This window comes from Salicibibacter kimchii, from assembly GCF_003336365.1.
Lineage (GTDB): Bacteria > Bacillota > Bacilli > Bacillales > Marinococcaceae > Salicibibacter > Salicibibacter kimchii.
Window position 1 is genome coordinate 988262 of sequence record NZ_CP031092.1, and the last position, 17770, is coordinate 1006031.

Consider the following 17770-nt stretch of genomic DNA (forward strand, 5'->3'; position numbering starts at 1 on the left):
CCAATGCTGTCCTTCCTTCGGCATCGTTGCAGCGCTTCGCTTCCTTTTTCATGCCGAAGTCAAGGATGCTTCGGCTTCCGAGGATGTCTTTCCCCTTCTTTCATGCCAATGTCGTTCTTCCTTCGGCATATTCGTTGCCCTACGCCCCTCTCCCATGCCGAAGTCTTGGTTGTTTAAGATACCGCATTATGCATATGGCTTAAATGATCCGCCTCCCGCCCTTGGCTTTATTTTTTTCGCATACCCGACCCTGCGAGCGCGATGGTTGGAATCGCGGAAAGGCCGAGAATAAGGAGCCAGTCGTACAAGCCGAGCGCGGTTGTGTAAAAAATCGGTTGCAAAACCGGGACATAGATGACGATCAACATTAAGACGACCGACGATATGACAGCCCACAGCAAGGCTTTATTTTCAAATGGCGAACGGTGAAAAACGGAATACTCGCTGCGGCAATCAAACACATGAATAAGTTGGGCCATCACGAGTGTGGCAAAGGCGACGGTTTGCGCGTGTGTGAGTTCCGGGATCCCGGTGCCGTAGAGCGTGATGACAAAAGCGGCGAGAGAGACGAGGCCGATTAACAACCCTCGTGTCAGCACTTTCGTTCCCAGTCCGCGCGCAAAAATCCCTTCCCGCGGATGGCGCGGTTCCCGTTTCATCACATCGCTTTCCGCCCGGTCGACGCCAAGGGCCATTGCAGGCAGGCCGTCGGTGACGAGGTTGATCCAGAGAATTTGGATGGCGACGAGCGGCAGAGGCAGCCCGAGCAACAACGCGAATAACATGACGAGAATTTCGCCCACGTTTGACGCGAGCATGTAACGGATGAATTTGCGAATGTTGTCATAGATGTTTCGACCTTCTTCAATAGCTGCTTTGATGGTCGAAAATTTATCATCGCCCAGGACGAGTGCGGATGCTTCTTTAGCTACATCCGTGCCGCTTCTTCCCATCGCTACGCCGATATCGGCCGCTTTCAGCGCGGGCGCATCGTTCACCCCGTCCCCGGTCATGGCCACGACATGCCCGTTTTCTTGTACAGCTTTGACGATGCGTAGTTTGTGCTCCGGGGAAACACGAGCAAATACATAGGTTTTCCCGACAGCCGCGTGCAGCGTGGGATCGTCCATGGCGTCCAATTGCTCTCCGGTTAAAACTTCCCCGTGGGCCGGGAGCATATCCAAGTCGCTTGCAACGGCTCGTGCCGTCTCCACGTGGTCGCCGGTGATCATCACCGTTTTAATTCCTGCTTCCCGGCATTGTTTAATCGCATTTTTCACATCCGAACGGGGAGGGTCCATCATCGCCTGCAACCCGAGCAGTGTCATGTCTTTCTCCACATCGACAGCCTCGTAATTCACAGCCTCCGACAGCGGTTTTACGGCGATCGCGATCGTTCGCAAGGCTTGTTTTGCCATGCGTGAAACCGTCTTCTCCCACTCCGCCCGAAGCGCAGGCGTCAACGGTCGGTCCTCTCCATTTATTCGCGCGGTGGCGCATTTGGAAATTAATACGTCAGGCGCCCCTTTTGTAATAACGAAACGTCGGCCGTTTTGGTCTTTGACAATGACGGTCATGCGTTTTCTTGTGGAGTCAAACGGTATTTCATCAAGGCGATGAAACCGTCGCGCTGCATTTTCCGGAAACAGCCCCGCCCGGCCGGCTGCCAAAACGAGGGCCGCTTCGGTCGGTTCACCGGTAATCTCAACATCTTCGTGCTTTTGGATCGTCGAACCGCGTGTCGGTTCTTCTTTTTTTATCATCTCCGCATTGTTGCAAACGAGCCCGTACATCAGTAAATCGCTGACCTCATGACTTTTTGCAGGGGTTTCAACGTTTCGGTCGCTGTGAAAAGAAGCGTCGAGCCCCTCTCCTTCGATCGCCCATTCTTCCGACCATGTCCACAGCTTGGTAACGGTCATATCATTTTTTGTAAGCGTTCCCGTTTTATCGGAACAAATCACGGATGCACAGCCGAGCGTTTCCACGGCAGGGAGACGCCGAACAATCGCTTTGTGGCGAATCATCCGTTGAACCCCGAGGGCAAGGGCGACGGTCACAATCGCTGGGAGCCCCTCTGGAATGGCCGCGACCGCTAGGGAAACACCGGCGATAAACATTTGATACATTGGTTGCCCTTGAAGGATCCCTAAAAAGACGACGAGGGCCGTAAGTACAATCGCGCCCGCGATCAATATTTTTCCAAGTTGCGCCAGTCGGTGCTGCAAAGGGGTCATCGTCGTTTCTGTTGACTGCAACAAATGCGCAATTTTTCCCATTTCCGTTTTCATGCCTGTATCGACAACGACACCTTTGCCGCGTCCTCGGCTGACCATGGTACCGGCGAATGCCATGTTATGCCTGTCCGCAAGCGGCACCGAGTCCGAGGCGATCGGGGCAGCATCTTTTTCTGCCGGCAGGGATTCTCCCGTTAGCGATGATTCCTCGATGGCAAGTCGCGTCGTTTCCACGAGACGAATATCAGCACTGATGCGATCGCCGTTATCCAATTGAATGATGTCGCCCGGCACGACATCTGCCGATGGCAGGCTTTGCCACCTCCCGTCCCGCAACACATTGACTTCTGGTGCCGATAATTCTTTCAACGCGTGCAACGAATTCTCCGCTTTTCGTTCTTGCGCAAAGCCAAGGAGCGCGTTGACGGTGACGATCCCGATAATGACAAGCGCATCAATAAACTCCCCGAGCAACCCGGAAACAAACGTCGCCACGAGCAAGATGATAACCATAAAATCTTTGAACTGCTCAAGAAAAAGAATCGGCCATGGCGTTCGTTTTTCTTCCAGTAATTTATTCGCGCCGTGTTTTTGCAACCGGCGCGCGGCTTCTTGGTTGTTTAAGCCTGTACTGATATCGGTGCTGATTGACTTGTACAACGCATAAGGATCGGTTTGATGCCACTTCATCTTTATTACACCCCACAGCTTGGACTTCTCCTTCATCCTATTCAGCGGGTGGGGGAAACATGCTATACTGTTAGAGGTTAGAAAGGGTGAGACCATGTCTTTTGATGGGTTTGTCCTCCGCGCCGTTCTCCATGAATGGCAAGAAACGCTTGAAGGGGCACGAATCACGAAAATTAAACAACCGACCGCTACTGATTTAACTATGACCGTCCGAAAAAGCGGGCAAAACCATACGATTTTATTTTCCATCCACCCGAGTTTTGCACGTTTGCACTTTAGTCTTGCAGCAGAATCGGGGCCGGCGGAGCCGCCGTTGTTTTGCCGGATGCTGAGAAAAAATCTTGAAGGTGGGTTTATTCGCGGCATCGAACAAGACGGCCTCGAACGGATCGCCACGTTGCACATTGAAGGGACAGACGAAATCGGCGATCGGGAAAACAAACGACTTGTCATGGAACTGATGGGCAAACACAGCAACCTTTTGCTCATTGATAATGAAGACAAAATTGTGGAATGCATGAAGCACGTACCGGCCTCTATTAACCGTTATCGTACCCTTTTACCGGGGCGAGTGTACGAGACACCCCCTGACCAACAGAAAAAAAACCCGTTGGAAGCAGACGGAGACACCGTACTGCGCGCTCTCGATTTCAATCAAGGAAAGCTCGATCGGCAACTGGTGCAACAGTTTACGGGGATGTCGCCACTCTTCGCAAAAGAAATCGTCCATCGCGCCGGAATTGGGGAGAAACAACGGCTTGCAGACAGCTTTATAGAAATGATGCGCGCGATGAAAGACCTTCACCTGCAACCGACGACCGTTTATGGCGGGCCGAAGGAATTTTTTCATGTCATTGACTTAACGCATAAAAACGAAGAAAAAGAGACATATTCGAGCGCCAACGAAATGATCGTTTCGTTTTTTGAAGGCAAAGCAGAGCGCGATCGCGTGAAGCAACAAGCCTTTGACCTAGAACGCTTTATCCGCAACCAGCGTAACCGCAACGAAAAAAAGCTGGATAAGCTAAAAGAAACAGCCGAGCAGGCGGAAAAAGATTTAGAAAATCAGAAGCTCGGCGAGTTGCTCACCGCCCATATGCACACGATCCGCCCCGGGGACAGCGTTGCCGAGGTGACGGACTATTACGATGAACAAGCGCCGACAATTGAGATTGAACTCGACCCGGAAAAATCGCCGGCGGATAATGCTCAGTCGTATTTTCAACGCTACAATAAAGCGAAAAACGCTGGGAAAGCGGTGGAAAAGCAACGCCGATCCGCCCTGCGTGAAATCGATTATTTTGATAGCCTTTTGCAGCAATTGGACAGCATCGAGGCGAAAGACATCGCCGACATCCGCGAAGAACTGGAAGAAGAAGGGTATTTGAAAACAAGACAGACGAAAAAACGCAAAAAGAAACAACAGAAGCCAACGCTCGACCGTTATGAATCAAGCGAAGGCATCGAAATGTTAGTTGGTAAAAATAACAAGCAAAATGAATACTTGACGGGCCGGCTCGCGAGACGATCGGACACGTGGTTGCACACGAAGAACATCCCGGGATCCCACGTTGTCATTCGCGCGGAAACGTTTAGTGACGAAACGCTGGAAGAAGCCGCCGGTATCGCCGCCTATTATTCAAAAGCGCGGGAATCCGGATCCGTGCCGGTCGACTATACGCTCATTCGTCATGTTAAAAAGCCAAACGGCGCGAAGCCCGGCTTTGTCACCTACGATGAACAGAAAACGGTATTCGTCACCCCGGATGCGCAGACGGTGCGGAAGTTACGGAAATAAAGGGAGGTCGTCGAGGGGGTATTCGGTTTCATGATCACGACACGGTTGACGTTTTTAGTCCGTACCTTTACGATTCGGTAGCCATGACCGGTTCATGGCTACCAGAATCTCCATTCCTCAGGTGTCGGGACTCATGAACGCTCCATCTGGAATGGGGCTCATATTCCAAAGCGCCTGCTCTAAATCGCTTCGTCGATCGCCCGAGCTCTCCCCGAAGCTTACGCTCTAGCTACACGCCACCAATGAATATGTCGAAATCAAATCCTAGCCAACCCATCATTTATCTGATAATCTATGCACTGTATATATTTTGATTTTTTCAAATTAAAGGCAGAAAGAAGGGGTACAATGAAGCTTATCCTGAAATTGTTGACGGGAATCGTGGCCGGCATTGTAATCGGTTTCATTGTTAATGAAACGGTTATGGAATATATCATGACGTTCCAGCTGATCTTCGGCCAATTCCTGGAGTATGTAGTGCCGTTTATCATTTTATTTTTTATCACGAGCGGCGTAAGTCAAATGGGGAAAGATGGTGGCAAGCTTCTCGGTTCAGCAGCCGGGATTTCATACGGATCGACCGTGATTGCAGGGGTGTTAGCCTTTGTCGTAGCAGCATTAATCCTTCCCTTATTCATCAGCGGCGATGCCTCGGCCATCGATGAGGGCAATGGCTTTTCTTCCCTCCTGGAATTTGAAATCCCGCCCGCGCTGGATATCATGACTGCCCTTTTTACTGCATTTATTTTCGGGATTGGGATAGCGAGAACGAACGCGACAACATTAAAAACATTTTTCGATGAAGGAAGAAATATCATCGTCAAGCTTCTTTGGACGATTGTCATTCCTCTTTTACCTTTTTACATCGCGAGTATTTTCGCTGAGTTGTCGGCTGAGGGGACCGTTTGGGAAACACTTGCTTCGTTCGGGCTTGTGCTCCTGCTTGCATTGGCTACGCATTGGCTGTACTTGATCGGGTTATTTTCCGTTACAGGCGGCATGACGAAGCGAAATCCGTTGGCTTTATTAAAAACAATGCTGCCCGCTTATTTCACGGGAATCGGAACGATGTCCAGCGCGGCAACAATTCCGGTGACAACAGAACAAGCGAAAAAAAATAATGTCGACGACGGCGTTGCCGAGTCCGTTGTTCCGTTAGGCGCGAACATTCACCTCGCGGGCAGTACCATGACGATCACGATCGCCACCATGGCAGTGATGATGCTGTTTGGCGATTTGGCCTCCCCTACATTCGGAGAAATCTTTCCGTTTATTCTCGCGCTCGGCGTCATCATGATTGCAGCTCCGGGTGTGCCCGGCGGAGCGATCATCGCCGCATCCGGACTTCTGACATCGATGCTTGGCTTTAATGAAGCAGCAGTCGGAGTCATGATCGCGCTTTATATGGCCCAAGACAGTTTGGGAACCGGTTGTAACGTCACCGGCGACGGGGCTATTTCACTGATTATTAATCGCTTTATTTCAAAAAAAAAGTAAAAAATACCGATCATGGCGAAGGTCTTTAACAAGGCTTTCGCTTTTTCATTGAAGGAAATCTCGATTTGTGAGGTCGTTTATCATCCAGCTCTTTTCATCGATTGGCTTGTGTGACCCCTCCCCACGTTTCAGGATCTCTCTGCCAAGCCCGAAGCACGTTTCGATCTTCTTCAGCAATCACTCCGTTATGAATGGAGGCTGTAATTAAAGCGTTGAAATCCGTGATCGTCTCCAGGCATAGGTCAGCCTCTGCGAAGTTTCGTTCGCCGATGGTGAGCCCATAGGAAAAGATCGCGACAATGCCTAAAACCTCTACACCTGCTGCTTCAAGCGCTTTGGCAGCTTCAATAGCGCTTCCTCCCGTGGAGATCAGATCTTCGACGACGACCGCTTTTTGTCCGACGCTCGCAGACCCCTCAATTTGATTTTGTTTCCCGTGTCCCTTTGCTTTCCCGCGCACGTACACCATCGGCAATTCCAAACGATCCGCCACAAGTGTCGCGTGAGGAATTCCCGCTGTAGCGGTGCCGGCGATGATATCCGCCTCCGAATAGTGCCTACGAATTTCATCGCTATATGCCTCGGCGATTTTCGTCCGCAACCCGGGAAATGACAGCGTTAAACGGTTATCACAATAAATAGGTGCTTTCAGCCCGGAGGACCAGGTGAATGGCTCGTTGGGCTGCAACGAAACCGCACCAATACTGAGCAGTTCGCTTGCCAGTTCTATTTGTCTATCCATGGCGATTCTCCCATCCATTCTTTATATATTTTTCCATAATTTCCCACAGGATAATTGCTCGCTGTTATGCCGCGCCCGACGACGATGGCATTGCTGCCGGCAGCGCGAGCCTGTGCCGGCGTTGCCGCCCGTTTTTGGTCATGGGTAGCCGAACCGGCCATGCGAATGCCCGGGGTTACCGTATACACGGCCTCCCCGAAGCGTTTGCGCAAGCCTTCGACTTCTTGTACGGAACAGACAACACCGTCAAGTCCTGCTTGCAAAGCCAAGTCCGTAAAATGAAACACCCCATCTCCGAGGTCACCTTCCATCAACTGTTCCTCCTTCCATTGGCGTTGAGATGTGCTCGTCAGCGCAGTCACCGCTACGCATTTCGGCGGCTCCTTTCCCGACGGCGTGCCTTTCAGCAATCCTTCTTTTGCCGCTGCCATCATCGTTTTTCCGCCGGAGGCATGAAGGGTAACGAGATCAACCTCTAATCTTGCGAGGGTGCGCATCGTTCGTTCCACGGTTTTTGGGATATCATGGCATTTCAGATCGAGAAAAACCGCATGCCCTCGCTCTTTTAATGTTTGAATAACAGCCGGTCCGTTCCCGTAAAACAACTCCATGCCTACTTTCACCGCCGGTCGTTTTTCCTCAAACTGATCGAGGAAATCCATGGCTTCCTTCTGCGTTTCCATATCCAAGGCAATATACAACGGTTTCATATGTTTACTCCCTGCTGGCGCAAGTCGCCGACAGACTCCATGGCCAAATAATCCAGCCAGCTCGGCAATTCCCGAATGATCGTCGGGCAAACGAAAGGGTTGGTAAAATTGGCGGTTCCGATCGCGACCGCGTCGGCCCCGGCAAACAAAAATTCGATCACATCTTCTGCCGATTGGATGCCACCCATGCCGATGATCGGGAGGTTTGTTACTTGTCGGACGTCATGAATCATGCGAAGCGCCACCGGTTTTACCGCCGGGCCGGAAAGGCCGCCCTTTTCGTTCGCGAGAATTGGCTTTCCCGTGTGGGCATCGATGCGCATGCCTAAAAGCGTGTTGATCAAGGACAAACCATCCGCACCCGCTGCTTCCACGGCGAGAGCGAGAGCAATAGCATTGACATCGGTAACATTCGGAGACAACTTCACGTACACCGGTTTTGTGCTTACTTGCTTCACCGCTGCTGTTAGCGCTGCCGCCGCGTCGGGATCCGTTCCGAATTGAATGCCTCCTTCTTTTACGTTCGGGCAAGAGATGTTTAATTCAAACGCGCCAACATTCGGCGCATCGGTCAATGTTTGTACGACCTCCACGTACTCTTCGGGCGTTGAACCGGAGACGTTGGCAAGGACAGGCACATCATAGCCAGCCAAAAAGGGGAGTTCTTCGTCTCGCACCGCTTGCGCCCCCGGGTTTTGCAAGCCGATCGCATTCAGCATGCCGGAAGATGTTTCGGCTACCCGCGGCGTTGGATTCCCGAAGCGCGCTTCTCCGGTCGTCCCTTTGATCGCAACGGCTCCTAGCTCGCTCAGATCAAACAATTCCGCGTATTCCCGTCCGAAGGCAAAACAACCGGAAGCGGGCATAACCGGATTCTTCATCGTTAAACCGGGCAATGTCACTTGCAAACGAGGTTCCTTCTCCATCATAGCACCACCTCCTTAAAGGCAAACACCGGTCCTTCACGGCAAATTTTTCGATAAGACGAACCATCGCCTGTTTCGCATACGCAGGCAAAACAAGCGCCAATGCCGCAGCCCATACGCTCTTCGAGCGATACATAGCCGTTCGTTTTCGGATGTGCCGCGTGCGTTTCAATCGCGCGCAACATCCCGCGCGGCCCGCAGGAAAACAGCCAATCGGGCGGGGATGGTCGTTCATTCAACGCATCGACCACTGTTCCGGGATGCCCGTTACTGCCGTCATCGGTCATGACGCGCACGTCACAGCCCGGAAGCTCGTGAAACTCCCTCTCATAAAAAATGGCCGCGGCTGTTTGAAATCCGAGGATGACCGAAACGGTCACGCCTCGTTTCACCAATTCACAAGCAGCATAGTAAAGTGGAGGTACGCCGACACCGCCGCCGATTAATAACACATCTTCACCGACCTGCGGCTTCTCAACCGGAAATCCCTGCTCCCCGAGCGGACCGAGCATTTCCAACTGATCCCCTGCACGGGATCGGGCAAGCCGCCCGGTTCCCACGCCCATCTCTTTATAAACAATCGTGCATGTGCCCACATCCTGATCAACGGCAGCAATGCTGATCGGGCGGCGCAACACGAGATCATCTCCCGGTACGGCGACGTGCAAAAAGGTACCTGGTTGATCGATGGCGTCCACGAGCGGTCCGGATAACGTCAATTCATGTGTTTTTGCAGCAATTGTTTTATTTTCCACAACCATCATCTGCTCGTTTTTCATGCCTGCACCTTCTTTTTTCCGGAAACGCCCTGTAACGCCGGCACCGGTTCGGCAGCAAACGACATCATTTCCAAGACGTGCAACAGTGCAAAAGCCGTATCCATGGACGTTAAGCAGACGATTTCATGTTCCACTGCTTCCCTGCGAATGCGGAAGCCGTCACGAGCCGGTTGTTTGCCTTTCGTTAACGTATTGATGACGAGTTGGGCGCCGCCGGAACGGATACGCTCGACGATGTTCGGAGAGCCGTCCCCGATTTTATGGACGCTTTCCGCATGAATGCCTCGCTCATTAAAATAGGCAGCCGTCCCGGCCGTTGCCATGACCTGAAACCCGAGACGTTCATAGCGTGCGGCAAGTTTTATCGCTTCTTCCTTATCTTTATCGGCGATCGTGAATAACACTTGCCCTTCGCGGGGAATGTTCATGCCGGAAGCGACCAACCCTTTATACAATGCTTTTTCCAGCGTTAAGTCCCGGCCGAGCACTTCACCGGTGGATTTCATCTCCGGTCCGAGATGAATATCGACACGGCGGAGTTTCGTAAAAGAAAACACTGGCGCTTTCACGGCCACCCGGTCCGGTTCAGGCTGGATGCGTGCACGATAGCCCAATTCCGGCAATGTTTGGCCCAAAATCACGTGCGTCGCGATCTGTGCCATCGGCACCCCCGTCATTTTGCTTAAAAATGGCACCGTTCGGCTTGCGCGTGGATTCACTTCAATGACGAACACGTCATTTTCATAGAGGACAAATTGAATATTTAAAAGTCCGATGATGTTTAACCCTTTGGCAAGTTTCTCGGTTTGGTCGATGACTTTTGCCTTCACTTGTTCCGAGAGGGTTTGCGGCGGATACACGGCGATCGAGTCGCCGGAATGGACACCCGCCCGTTCAATATGTTCCATCATCCCCGGGATAAAGACGTTTTCCCCATCGGAGATCGCGTCCACTTCAATTTCTTTTCCGAAAAAGTAGCGGTCAATCAACACCGGATGTTCCGCGTGGACATGAACAGCTTCCGCCATGTAGTGCTTGAGTTCTTCTTCATTCGCAACGATTTCCATCGCCCGCCCGCCGAGTACATAAGAGGGGCGAACGAGGACCGGATATCCGAGGGTCGCCGCGGCATCAACCGCCCCTTCCACCGATGAAGCTGTTTTACCCGGAGGCATCGGGATGTCCAGTTGCTTCAGTGCCTGTTCAAACTTGTCCCGGTCTTCGGCGCGATCCATGTCTTCCAGAGAGGTGCCGAGCATGGGCACGCCCGCTTCCGCCAATGGTTCGGCAAGGTTGATTGCTGTTTGTCCGCCGAATTGCACAACCACCCCTTCCGGTCGCTCGATATCCACGACATTCAACACTTCTTCCACCGTGAGCGGTTCAAAATACAACTTATCGGAAATCGTGAAATCGGTCGAAACGGTTTCGGGGTTATTGTTCATAATAATCGACTCGTATCCGGCTTCCTGGATCGCCCACACCGTATGAACGGTGGCATAGTCAAATTCCACTCCTTGCCCGATGCGAATCGGTCCGGAGCCGAGGACGAGGACCGACGGTTTGGCACTTGGCTTTGATTCGTTTTCTTCTTCATAAGTGCTGTAAAAATAAGGCATTTGCGTCTCGTCTTCAGAGGTAAATGTGTCAACCATTTTAAACGCTGGTTTAATCCCTTTTTCTTTTCTGAAGTGGCGGATTTCTGCTTCGCTCACGTCCCACAACTTCGCGATTTGTTCGTCGGAAAAACCGCTGCTTTTCGCTTCTTCCAGTGTTGCTTGCTGCCATTTATGCTCCGTGAGTTGCTGATGTAAGTGCACGAGTGTTGCCATATGGAAAAGAAAAAAGCGGTCGATGGCGGTTAACGCGTGGATGTCTTCGACACTGTATCCCCGGCGAAAGCCTTCCCCTAGTGCATATAGCCGTTCATCATCAGCGACTTTCAACTTATGTGTCAGATCTTCATCGCTCAGTTTTCGAAAATCGTCGACGAGCAGGTGATTTTCTTTCGTATCGAGGGAGCGTATGCCTTTTAAGAGCGACTCTCCAAAGGTGCGACCAATGGCCATGACTTCACCGGTCGCTTTCATTTGCGTCCCGAGCTTGCGATTGGCGGACGCGAACTTGTCAAACGGCCAGCGCGGAATTTTCGTGACGATGTAATCGAGGCTAGGTTCAACATTGGATCGCAATTCTTCCAAATGATAGCCGACGGCGATTTTTGCCGCTACTTTCGCGATCGGATAGCCGGTCGCTTTGGACGCAAGTGCCGACGAACGGCTCACGCGAGGATTCACTTCGATGACATAGTAATCATCGCGATCAGGAGCCTGGGCAAACTGAACGTTACAGCCACCTTCAATGCCAAGAGCGCGAACGATCGTCAGCGACGCATCCCGAAGCCGTTGATGATCACCGTCTTTTAACGTTTGGCTCGGCGCGACAACGATCGAGTCGCCTGTGTGGATACCGACAGGGTCGATATTTTCCATGTCACAAACAATGATCGCGTCGTCATTGGCATCGCGTACTACTTCGTACTCCATTTCTTTCATGCCGGCAATGCTTTTTTCAACGAGACATTGGTGCACGGGGCTGTTCGCCAATCCGGTTTCCAGGATGTCGCGAAATTGTTCCCACGTATCGACGAGCCCACCGCCTGTGCCCCCAAGTGTGTAAGCAGGCCGTACGATCACGGGCAAGCCGATTGTTTTCAAAAATGCTTCGCCTTCCTCGAGCGTATGAACGATATCACTCGCGGGAACGGGTTGACCGAGCGTATACATTAAGGAGCGGAAAGCGTCCCGATCTTCCGCTTCGCGTATGGCTTCCAAATCCGTGCCGAGCAATTCGACGCCGAATTGATTCAACACGCCTTCGGTATGCAGGTCCATCGCCAAATTCAATCCTGTTTGCCCACCCATGGTGGCGATCAGGCCGTCCGGTCGCTCCTGGCGAATGATGCGGGTCACAAATTCAAACGTCAATGGTTCAATATAAACGCTGTCTGCCATAGTCGTATCCGTCATAATCGTCGCCGGGTTTGAATTGATGAGTACCGTTTCATACCCTTCTTCTTTTAATGCCTGGCATGCCTGAGTGCCGGAGTAATCGAATTCAGCCGCTTGGCCGATGATGATCGGACCGGACCCGAGCACGAGCACTTTTTTAATATCGCTGCGTTTTGGCATGGATGTCATCTCCTTTATGGGTTGACGCGTGTTGCAATCATTAGTCAACGTTCGTCGTTTATGGCCAATGGCCGTTTCCGTAGACCAACGTCCGTTCCGTTACAATGCCCCTCTTAATGCAAAACCGTTCGATTTTGAACGTTCAAATGCGCGTTTTAAGATCGCCATCCGTATATATACACCATTTTCCACTTGTTTAAAAATCCGCGAGCGCGGCGCTTCCACGAGGGAGGAGGCAATTTCCACTCCGCGGTTGAACGGCCCCGGATGCATGATGATCGCCCCCGATTTCATCTTTTTTTCCCGTTTTTCCGTGAGGCCGAATTGTTCATGATAAGATTCGGCACTTTGGCGCTCTGTCTCTTCTTCATGGCGTTCCTCTTGCACACGCAGTAACATAACAACATCGGCTTCTTTCATGGCTGTGTCGACAGAAACTTGCGGGCAACCCGAGAGGGAGGGATCCATCCAATCGTCGGGGCCGGCCAGTTGGACGTTCGCTCCCAGTCGTTTGAGTGTGCCGATATTGGAGCGGGCGACCCGGCTATGGCGGATATCGCCAATCATTGCCACGTTCACTCCGGAGAATGTAGAAAACGCCTCTTTGATCGTCAATAAGTCGAGCAAGCATTGCGACGGATGCTCCCCATTTCCGTCACCGGCATTGATCACCGGGATGGAGAGCCCGCCAAGCTGTTCGTAAAATTTCTTCTCCCAATGCCTGACCACGACTGCGGAGGCTCCGATCGCTTGAAGCGTGCGAACGGTATCGTACAGAGATTCCCCTTTTTGCACACTGGAGGTCTTGGCGTCGATATCAAGAACGTGACATCCAAGGCGCTTTTGTGCTACTTCAAAAGACAATTTCGTCCGAGTGCTCGGTTCGTAAAAAAGATTGGCCACGTAAGGACGCTCGGGAATTGTCCACGTTTCCCCTCCCTTAAAAGCGACTGCGTCTCGCAGCAACGCGTGAATGGATCCAACGGATAACGCTTCAACGGTCGTGAAATTAGAGATTTGCTGAGTCATCTCGGCCCACCTCCGCTGTTTTATTTTCTTCCTCAAGACTTGAAAACATTTTCCCGTTTCCATATCCCAGCGATTTATTTGGCAAAATGGCATGGAGGATCATGCCGATGATTGTCGCCAAGGCCATCGCGGGGATTTCCAAATACTCGGTGATTGGGATAAACGCGCCGCCGATGCCGATGACGAGGATGGTCGCGGCGATCACGAGGTTACGGTTCTCGCCGAGGTCAATTTCGTTTTCAATGAGCAAACGCAGGCCGGCTGACGCGATAATGCCAAACAAGAGAATGGAGACCCCGCCCATGACCGCTTCCGGGATGCTGGCGATCAAGGCTTCGATTTTGCCTGAAAATCCGAACAGAATCGCGAGCACTGCCGCACCGCCGATGACGAAGACGCTGAAAATCTTTGTGATTGCAAGCACCCCGATGTTTTCTCCGTACGTCGTATTCGGAGGTCCGCCGACGAGGGAGGCGATAATGGAAGCCAACCCATCGCCGAGCAAGGACCGGTGTAATCCCGGGTTGCGTAAAAAGTTTCTCCCGACAATGTTGCTTAATACCATTTGGTCGCCTATATGTTCGGCCATGGTCACGAGGGCAATCGGCGCCATGATGATGATCACCGTCCACGACCAAGATGGCGTTACCGTTACGAACGGAATCGCGAAGTCGGGGATATGAAGCCACGGGGCGGCAGCCACAGCGGACAGATCAACGATACCCGCCATGTACGCGAGGATATAGCCCCCGACGAGCCCTGTTAAAATGGGAATGACTCTCAGAAACCCTTTGAAAAATACCGAGGTCACGATCGTGATCGCGAGCGTAGCAAGGGCAACACTCAAATGGCGGAGACTATCCACGTACGCGCCAGTCTCTTCATCGAAATTCATGGCCATGTCAATCGCTGTAGATGCAAGCCCCAACCCGATCACCATAATGACCGGACCGACGACAACCGGAGGCAAAAGGCGCATCAGCCACCCGACACCAAACATGCGGATAAGAACGGCAGTAAGGCCATAAACAACTCCGGCGGTAAACGTACCGAGCATCACGGCTGCCGCGCCTCCGAAGGACATGGCGGCGATTAACGGAAAAATAAAAGCAAACGAAGAGCCGATATAGGCCGGTATTTGCCCGCGGGTGACGAGCAAATAGGCAAGGGTGCCCAACCCGCTCGAGACCAATGCAATGGACGGACTTAATCCTGTGAGGATCGGCACGAGAATCGTTGCCCCGAACATTGCGAACAAATGCTGTAAACTGAGAAGGATCCATTGATGCCAAGCGGGTCTGTCATGTACGTCGAGTACCGGATTTCTGTTTGTCATGCTGGTTGGCCTCCAATCTAGAAGTGAGAGGTGGGAGGTGGGAAATGGGAAGACCCTCAGAACCTCTATAAAAAAACCTCTTTGCCCGTGGCAAAGAGGAAGGTGGCATTTGCAGCAGTAGTGTGGGATCCCCCACACTACTGCTATCCATGCCGAATTCCTCTTATCAGCCTCACGGGACCGTTTTAAAGAGGGTGATTCAATTGTTTTGGACGATGCTTACTTTGTCGATGTCATCTGTCTGAGAAAGGTGAACGCGGATCAATTCGGACCGGGACGTCGGGACGTTTTTACCGACATAATCCGGCCGGATCGGCAGCTCGCGATGGCCGCGGTCGACGAGAACAGCGAGTTGAATTTGGTTCGGCCGTCCTTTATCCATTAACGCGTCCATGGCCGCGCGCACGGTACGACCCGTATAAAGGACGTCATCGACGAGGATGACTTTTTTTCCTTCAAGGGATGTGGGCAATTCCAGGTCATGAATTTTGGGATCGGATTGTTTTTGTTCAAGGTCATCGCGGTAAAGCGTGATATCGATGCTGCCGACCGGCAAGGCAACGCCTTCGATTCGCTTGATATTAGCTGCCAACTGCTCGGCCAGCGGATACCCGCGTGTGCGAATGCCAAGCAAGATGCAATCGTCCATCCCTTTGTTTTTTTCCATCATTTCATGTGAAATCCGTGTTAATGTTCGGCGAATCGCCTCTTCATCCAATAACGTTTGTTTTTTTGCCGTCATTTGCAAGCCTCCATGAAAAAACCCCTCTGTCCACGTGGGGATCAGAGGGGTCCAGTCTTAATTGCAGACAGTGCCAATGGCGTCCCGGCACTCGACCTATTCCTTCTCAGCCTCACGGGACTGTGTTAAAGGGATTATTTAATTATAGCTATTATTACAGAAAAAAAGTAAGGTGTCAATATAAATTGAAAAATAAATATCGTTTATATATGGCCGCCATGGATCATCCATGGGAGGATTAGCGCCTAGTGGGCTGTCTCAGAAATTCTTTCTCTCTTTGTTCGCCATACTCACAATTTCTCCCGATGATACGCATAATCAGACAAACATTTTCTTTGATTTCATCAATCATACAAGGTGACCGATGCAAAAGCGTTATCGGCTCCTTTGACCGGTGCAGCCCCTGCTGAGACGGACGATTTTTACGATATCGTCCCTCTAAAGGGTGGTTTCTCAATCTGAGGGGGACGGCATTCGCATTATCGCACCTCATAAAGGTGGCATGTCACTCTGCGATCAACCAAGGGAAAGAACTTCTGAAACACGCTACTAGCGTCCCTATGAAACGCTCATGATGCCTGAAAATGGATGAAGCGAGCCTTTACGGTCGCCGTGAAACGCTTATGATGCCGAAAATGGATGACCGAGAGCCGGCGCAGTCGTCATGACTCACTCATAGAGCCTATAAGCCACTTCAATCCGTTCGCCGAATGTTCTCCATCAATTGCACCATGTCGCTCGGGAGCGGCGCGTGAAAGGTACACGTTTCGCCATTGCGCGGATGGACCAACGTGAGGCTTTCTGCATGAAGCGCTTGGCCAGATATCAGCATCGCTTTCCTTTTCCCATATTTTGGATCGGAAACGACCGGATAGCCAATGTAGTTCATGTGCACTCGTATTTGATGGGTACGACCGGTTTCCAAACGGCACTGGACGCTCGTATAATTCGAAAACCTTTCCAGTACACGAAAATGCGTGATGGCTTCCTTGGCATGCACATCGGTAACGGTCATTTTTTGACGGTCACGCGGGTCTCTTCCAACAGGGGCATCGATCGTCCCCTCCTCATGAGCTACATTCCCGTGCACGAGCGCTCGATACTCCCTGGATAAAGCTCGTGTTTGCAATTGTTCTACGAGACGGGTGTGCGCGTGATTCGTTTTCGCCACCACCATCACACCGCTCGTATCTTTGTCTATGCGATGGACGATCCCCGGTCGCAGTTCTCCATTTATGTCCGACAATGCATCCGTGTAATGAAGAAGCGCGTGAACGAGCGTTCCGCCTGTAAAATGGCCGGGAGCCGGATGGACGACCATCCCCCGCGCTTTGTTCACGATGAGCAAATCATCATCTTCGTAACGAACGTCGAGAGGAATCGCCTCGGGGCGAATACCCAACGGCTCTTCAACGGGAGGATTCACGTCGATGCTGTCTCCTGCTTGCAATTTATAATTGCTTTTCACCCGTTCGCCTCCCACCAACACGTGACCGTCGTCGATCCATTGTTGAATCGCTGTTCTTGATGCTTCCATTGCTTTCGCTAGCCATTTGTCAATGCGTTCATTTTTGTTCTCTTTTGGCACGAGCCAAGTTTTAGGATTCATTGGCCTTTTTCTCCTTTTTTTCCCTACGCTCATCGACAAACAATTTTCCGATGAGCAAAATAACCCCGATGGTCAGCGCGCTATCGGCAACGTTAAAAATCGGAAAGCTGTAGGTGCCGATATACACATCGACAAAATCGATCACTTCCCCGTGCAAAACACGGTCAATGAAGTTGCCGATCGTACCGCCGAGCAATATGCCGAGGGGCATGCCGATCCAAAGGCTCGTCCGCCCCATTGTTTGCATAAAATAGACAACCCCAACGGTGACGATAATCGTCACAATAAAAAACAGCCACATTTGCCCTTGCAAGATGCCAAAAGCTGCGCCGGCGTTTCGATGGGACGTAATATGTAAAACGTTTTCGATAATCGGGACCGAATCGCCAATCTCCATATAGGTTGCGGTGAGCCACTTCGTGAATTGATCAGCGATAATAATGACCAGTGCCAGCAAATAGTAAATAAAAATCAATCGGGTTTT

General features: G+C 51.6%; 13 protein-coding genes. 2 read left to right on the top strand and 11 right to left on the bottom strand.

From position 1 onward, the window contains the following. Nucleotides 1-227 precede the first annotated feature (227 nt). Nucleotides 228-2927, bottom strand: coding sequence for a calcium-translocating P-type ATPase, SERCA-type (locus DT065_RS05025; protein ID WP_114371439.1), 2700 nt, complete (start codon nucleotides 2925-2927; stop codon nucleotides 228-230). A 94-nt stretch (nucleotides 2928-3021) separates the two neighbouring features. On the opposite strand from DT065_RS05025, the gene DT065_RS05030 reads away from it, so the two are divergent. Continuing rightward, nucleotides 3022-4725 carry an Rqc2 family fibronectin-binding protein gene (locus tag DT065_RS05030; protein WP_114371441.1) on the top strand — a complete coding sequence of 568 codons (1704 nt, stop codon included), beginning with the start codon at nucleotides 3022-3024 and terminating at the stop codon, nucleotides 4723-4725. Between the two features lie 348 nt (nucleotides 4726-5073). Continuing rightward, nucleotides 5074-6222, top strand: a complete 1149-nt coding sequence (locus tag DT065_RS05035; RefSeq protein WP_114371443.1) for a dicarboxylate/amino acid:cation symporter — start codon at nucleotides 5074-5076, stop codon at nucleotides 6220-6222. Between the two features lie 94 nt (nucleotides 6223-6316). Here DT065_RS05035 and pyrE read toward each other — a convergent pair whose 3' ends face one another. The 10 genes from pyrE to lspA form a co-directional block, all read right to left on the bottom strand. Continuing rightward, the gene (gene pyrE / locus DT065_RS05040; RefSeq protein ID WP_114371445.1) at nucleotides 6317-6964 is read right to left on the bottom strand and encodes an orotate phosphoribosyltransferase; all 648 of its coding nucleotides are present in this window, start codon (nucleotides 6962-6964) and stop codon (nucleotides 6317-6319) included. After that, a complete protein-coding gene (pyrF, locus tag DT065_RS05045) occupies nucleotides 6949-7674 on the bottom strand; it encodes an orotidine-5'-phosphate decarboxylase (protein ID WP_114371446.1) in 726 nt (241 codons plus the stop codon). Before pyrF ends, pyrE begins: the two co-directional genes overlap by 16 nt. Next, the gene (locus DT065_RS05050; RefSeq protein WP_269467385.1) at nucleotides 7671-8603 is read right to left on the bottom strand and encodes a dihydroorotate dehydrogenase; all 933 of its coding nucleotides are present in this window, start codon (nucleotides 8601-8603) and stop codon (nucleotides 7671-7673) included. Before DT065_RS05050 ends, pyrF begins: the two co-directional genes overlap by 4 nt. Then, nucleotides 8600-9379 carry a dihydroorotate dehydrogenase electron transfer subunit gene (locus DT065_RS05055; protein WP_114371448.1) on the bottom strand — a complete coding sequence of 260 codons (780 nt, stop codon included), beginning with the start codon at nucleotides 9377-9379 and terminating at the stop codon, nucleotides 8600-8602. The genes DT065_RS05050 and DT065_RS05055 overlap by 4 nt, the downstream gene beginning before the upstream one ends. After that, nucleotides 9376-12570 (bottom strand): carbamoyl-phosphate synthase large subunit, encoded by a 3195-nt coding sequence (carB, locus tag DT065_RS05060; RefSeq protein ID WP_114371450.1) that lies wholly within the window; start codon nucleotides 12568-12570, stop codon nucleotides 9376-9378. Before carB ends, DT065_RS05055 begins: the two co-directional genes overlap by 4 nt. A gap of 99 nt (nucleotides 12571-12669) precedes the next feature. After that, a complete protein-coding gene (locus DT065_RS05065; RefSeq protein ID WP_418314659.1) occupies nucleotides 12670-13587 on the bottom strand; it encodes an aspartate carbamoyltransferase catalytic subunit in 918 nt (305 codons plus the stop codon). Continuing rightward, nucleotides 13580-14935, bottom strand: coding sequence for a uracil-xanthine permease family protein (locus tag DT065_RS05070; protein ID WP_114371453.1), 1356 nt, complete (start codon nucleotides 14933-14935; stop codon nucleotides 13580-13582). Before DT065_RS05070 ends, DT065_RS05065 begins: the two co-directional genes overlap by 8 nt. 199 nt (nucleotides 14936-15134) lie before the next feature. Continuing rightward, nucleotides 15135-15677 (bottom strand): bifunctional pyr operon transcriptional regulator/uracil phosphoribosyltransferase PyrR, encoded by a 543-nt coding sequence (pyrR, locus tag DT065_RS05075; RefSeq protein ID WP_114371455.1) that lies wholly within the window; start codon nucleotides 15675-15677, stop codon nucleotides 15135-15137. A gap of 694 nt (nucleotides 15678-16371) precedes the next feature. Next, nucleotides 16372-17286 (bottom strand): RluA family pseudouridine synthase, encoded by a 915-nt coding sequence (locus DT065_RS05080; RefSeq protein ID WP_114371456.1) that lies wholly within the window; start codon nucleotides 17284-17286, stop codon nucleotides 16372-16374. After that, nucleotides 17276-17758, bottom strand: a complete 483-nt coding sequence (gene lspA, locus DT065_RS05085; RefSeq protein ID WP_114376086.1) for a signal peptidase II — start codon at nucleotides 17756-17758, stop codon at nucleotides 17276-17278. Before lspA ends, DT065_RS05080 begins: the two co-directional genes overlap by 11 nt. Nucleotides 17759-17770 lie beyond the last annotated feature (12 nt).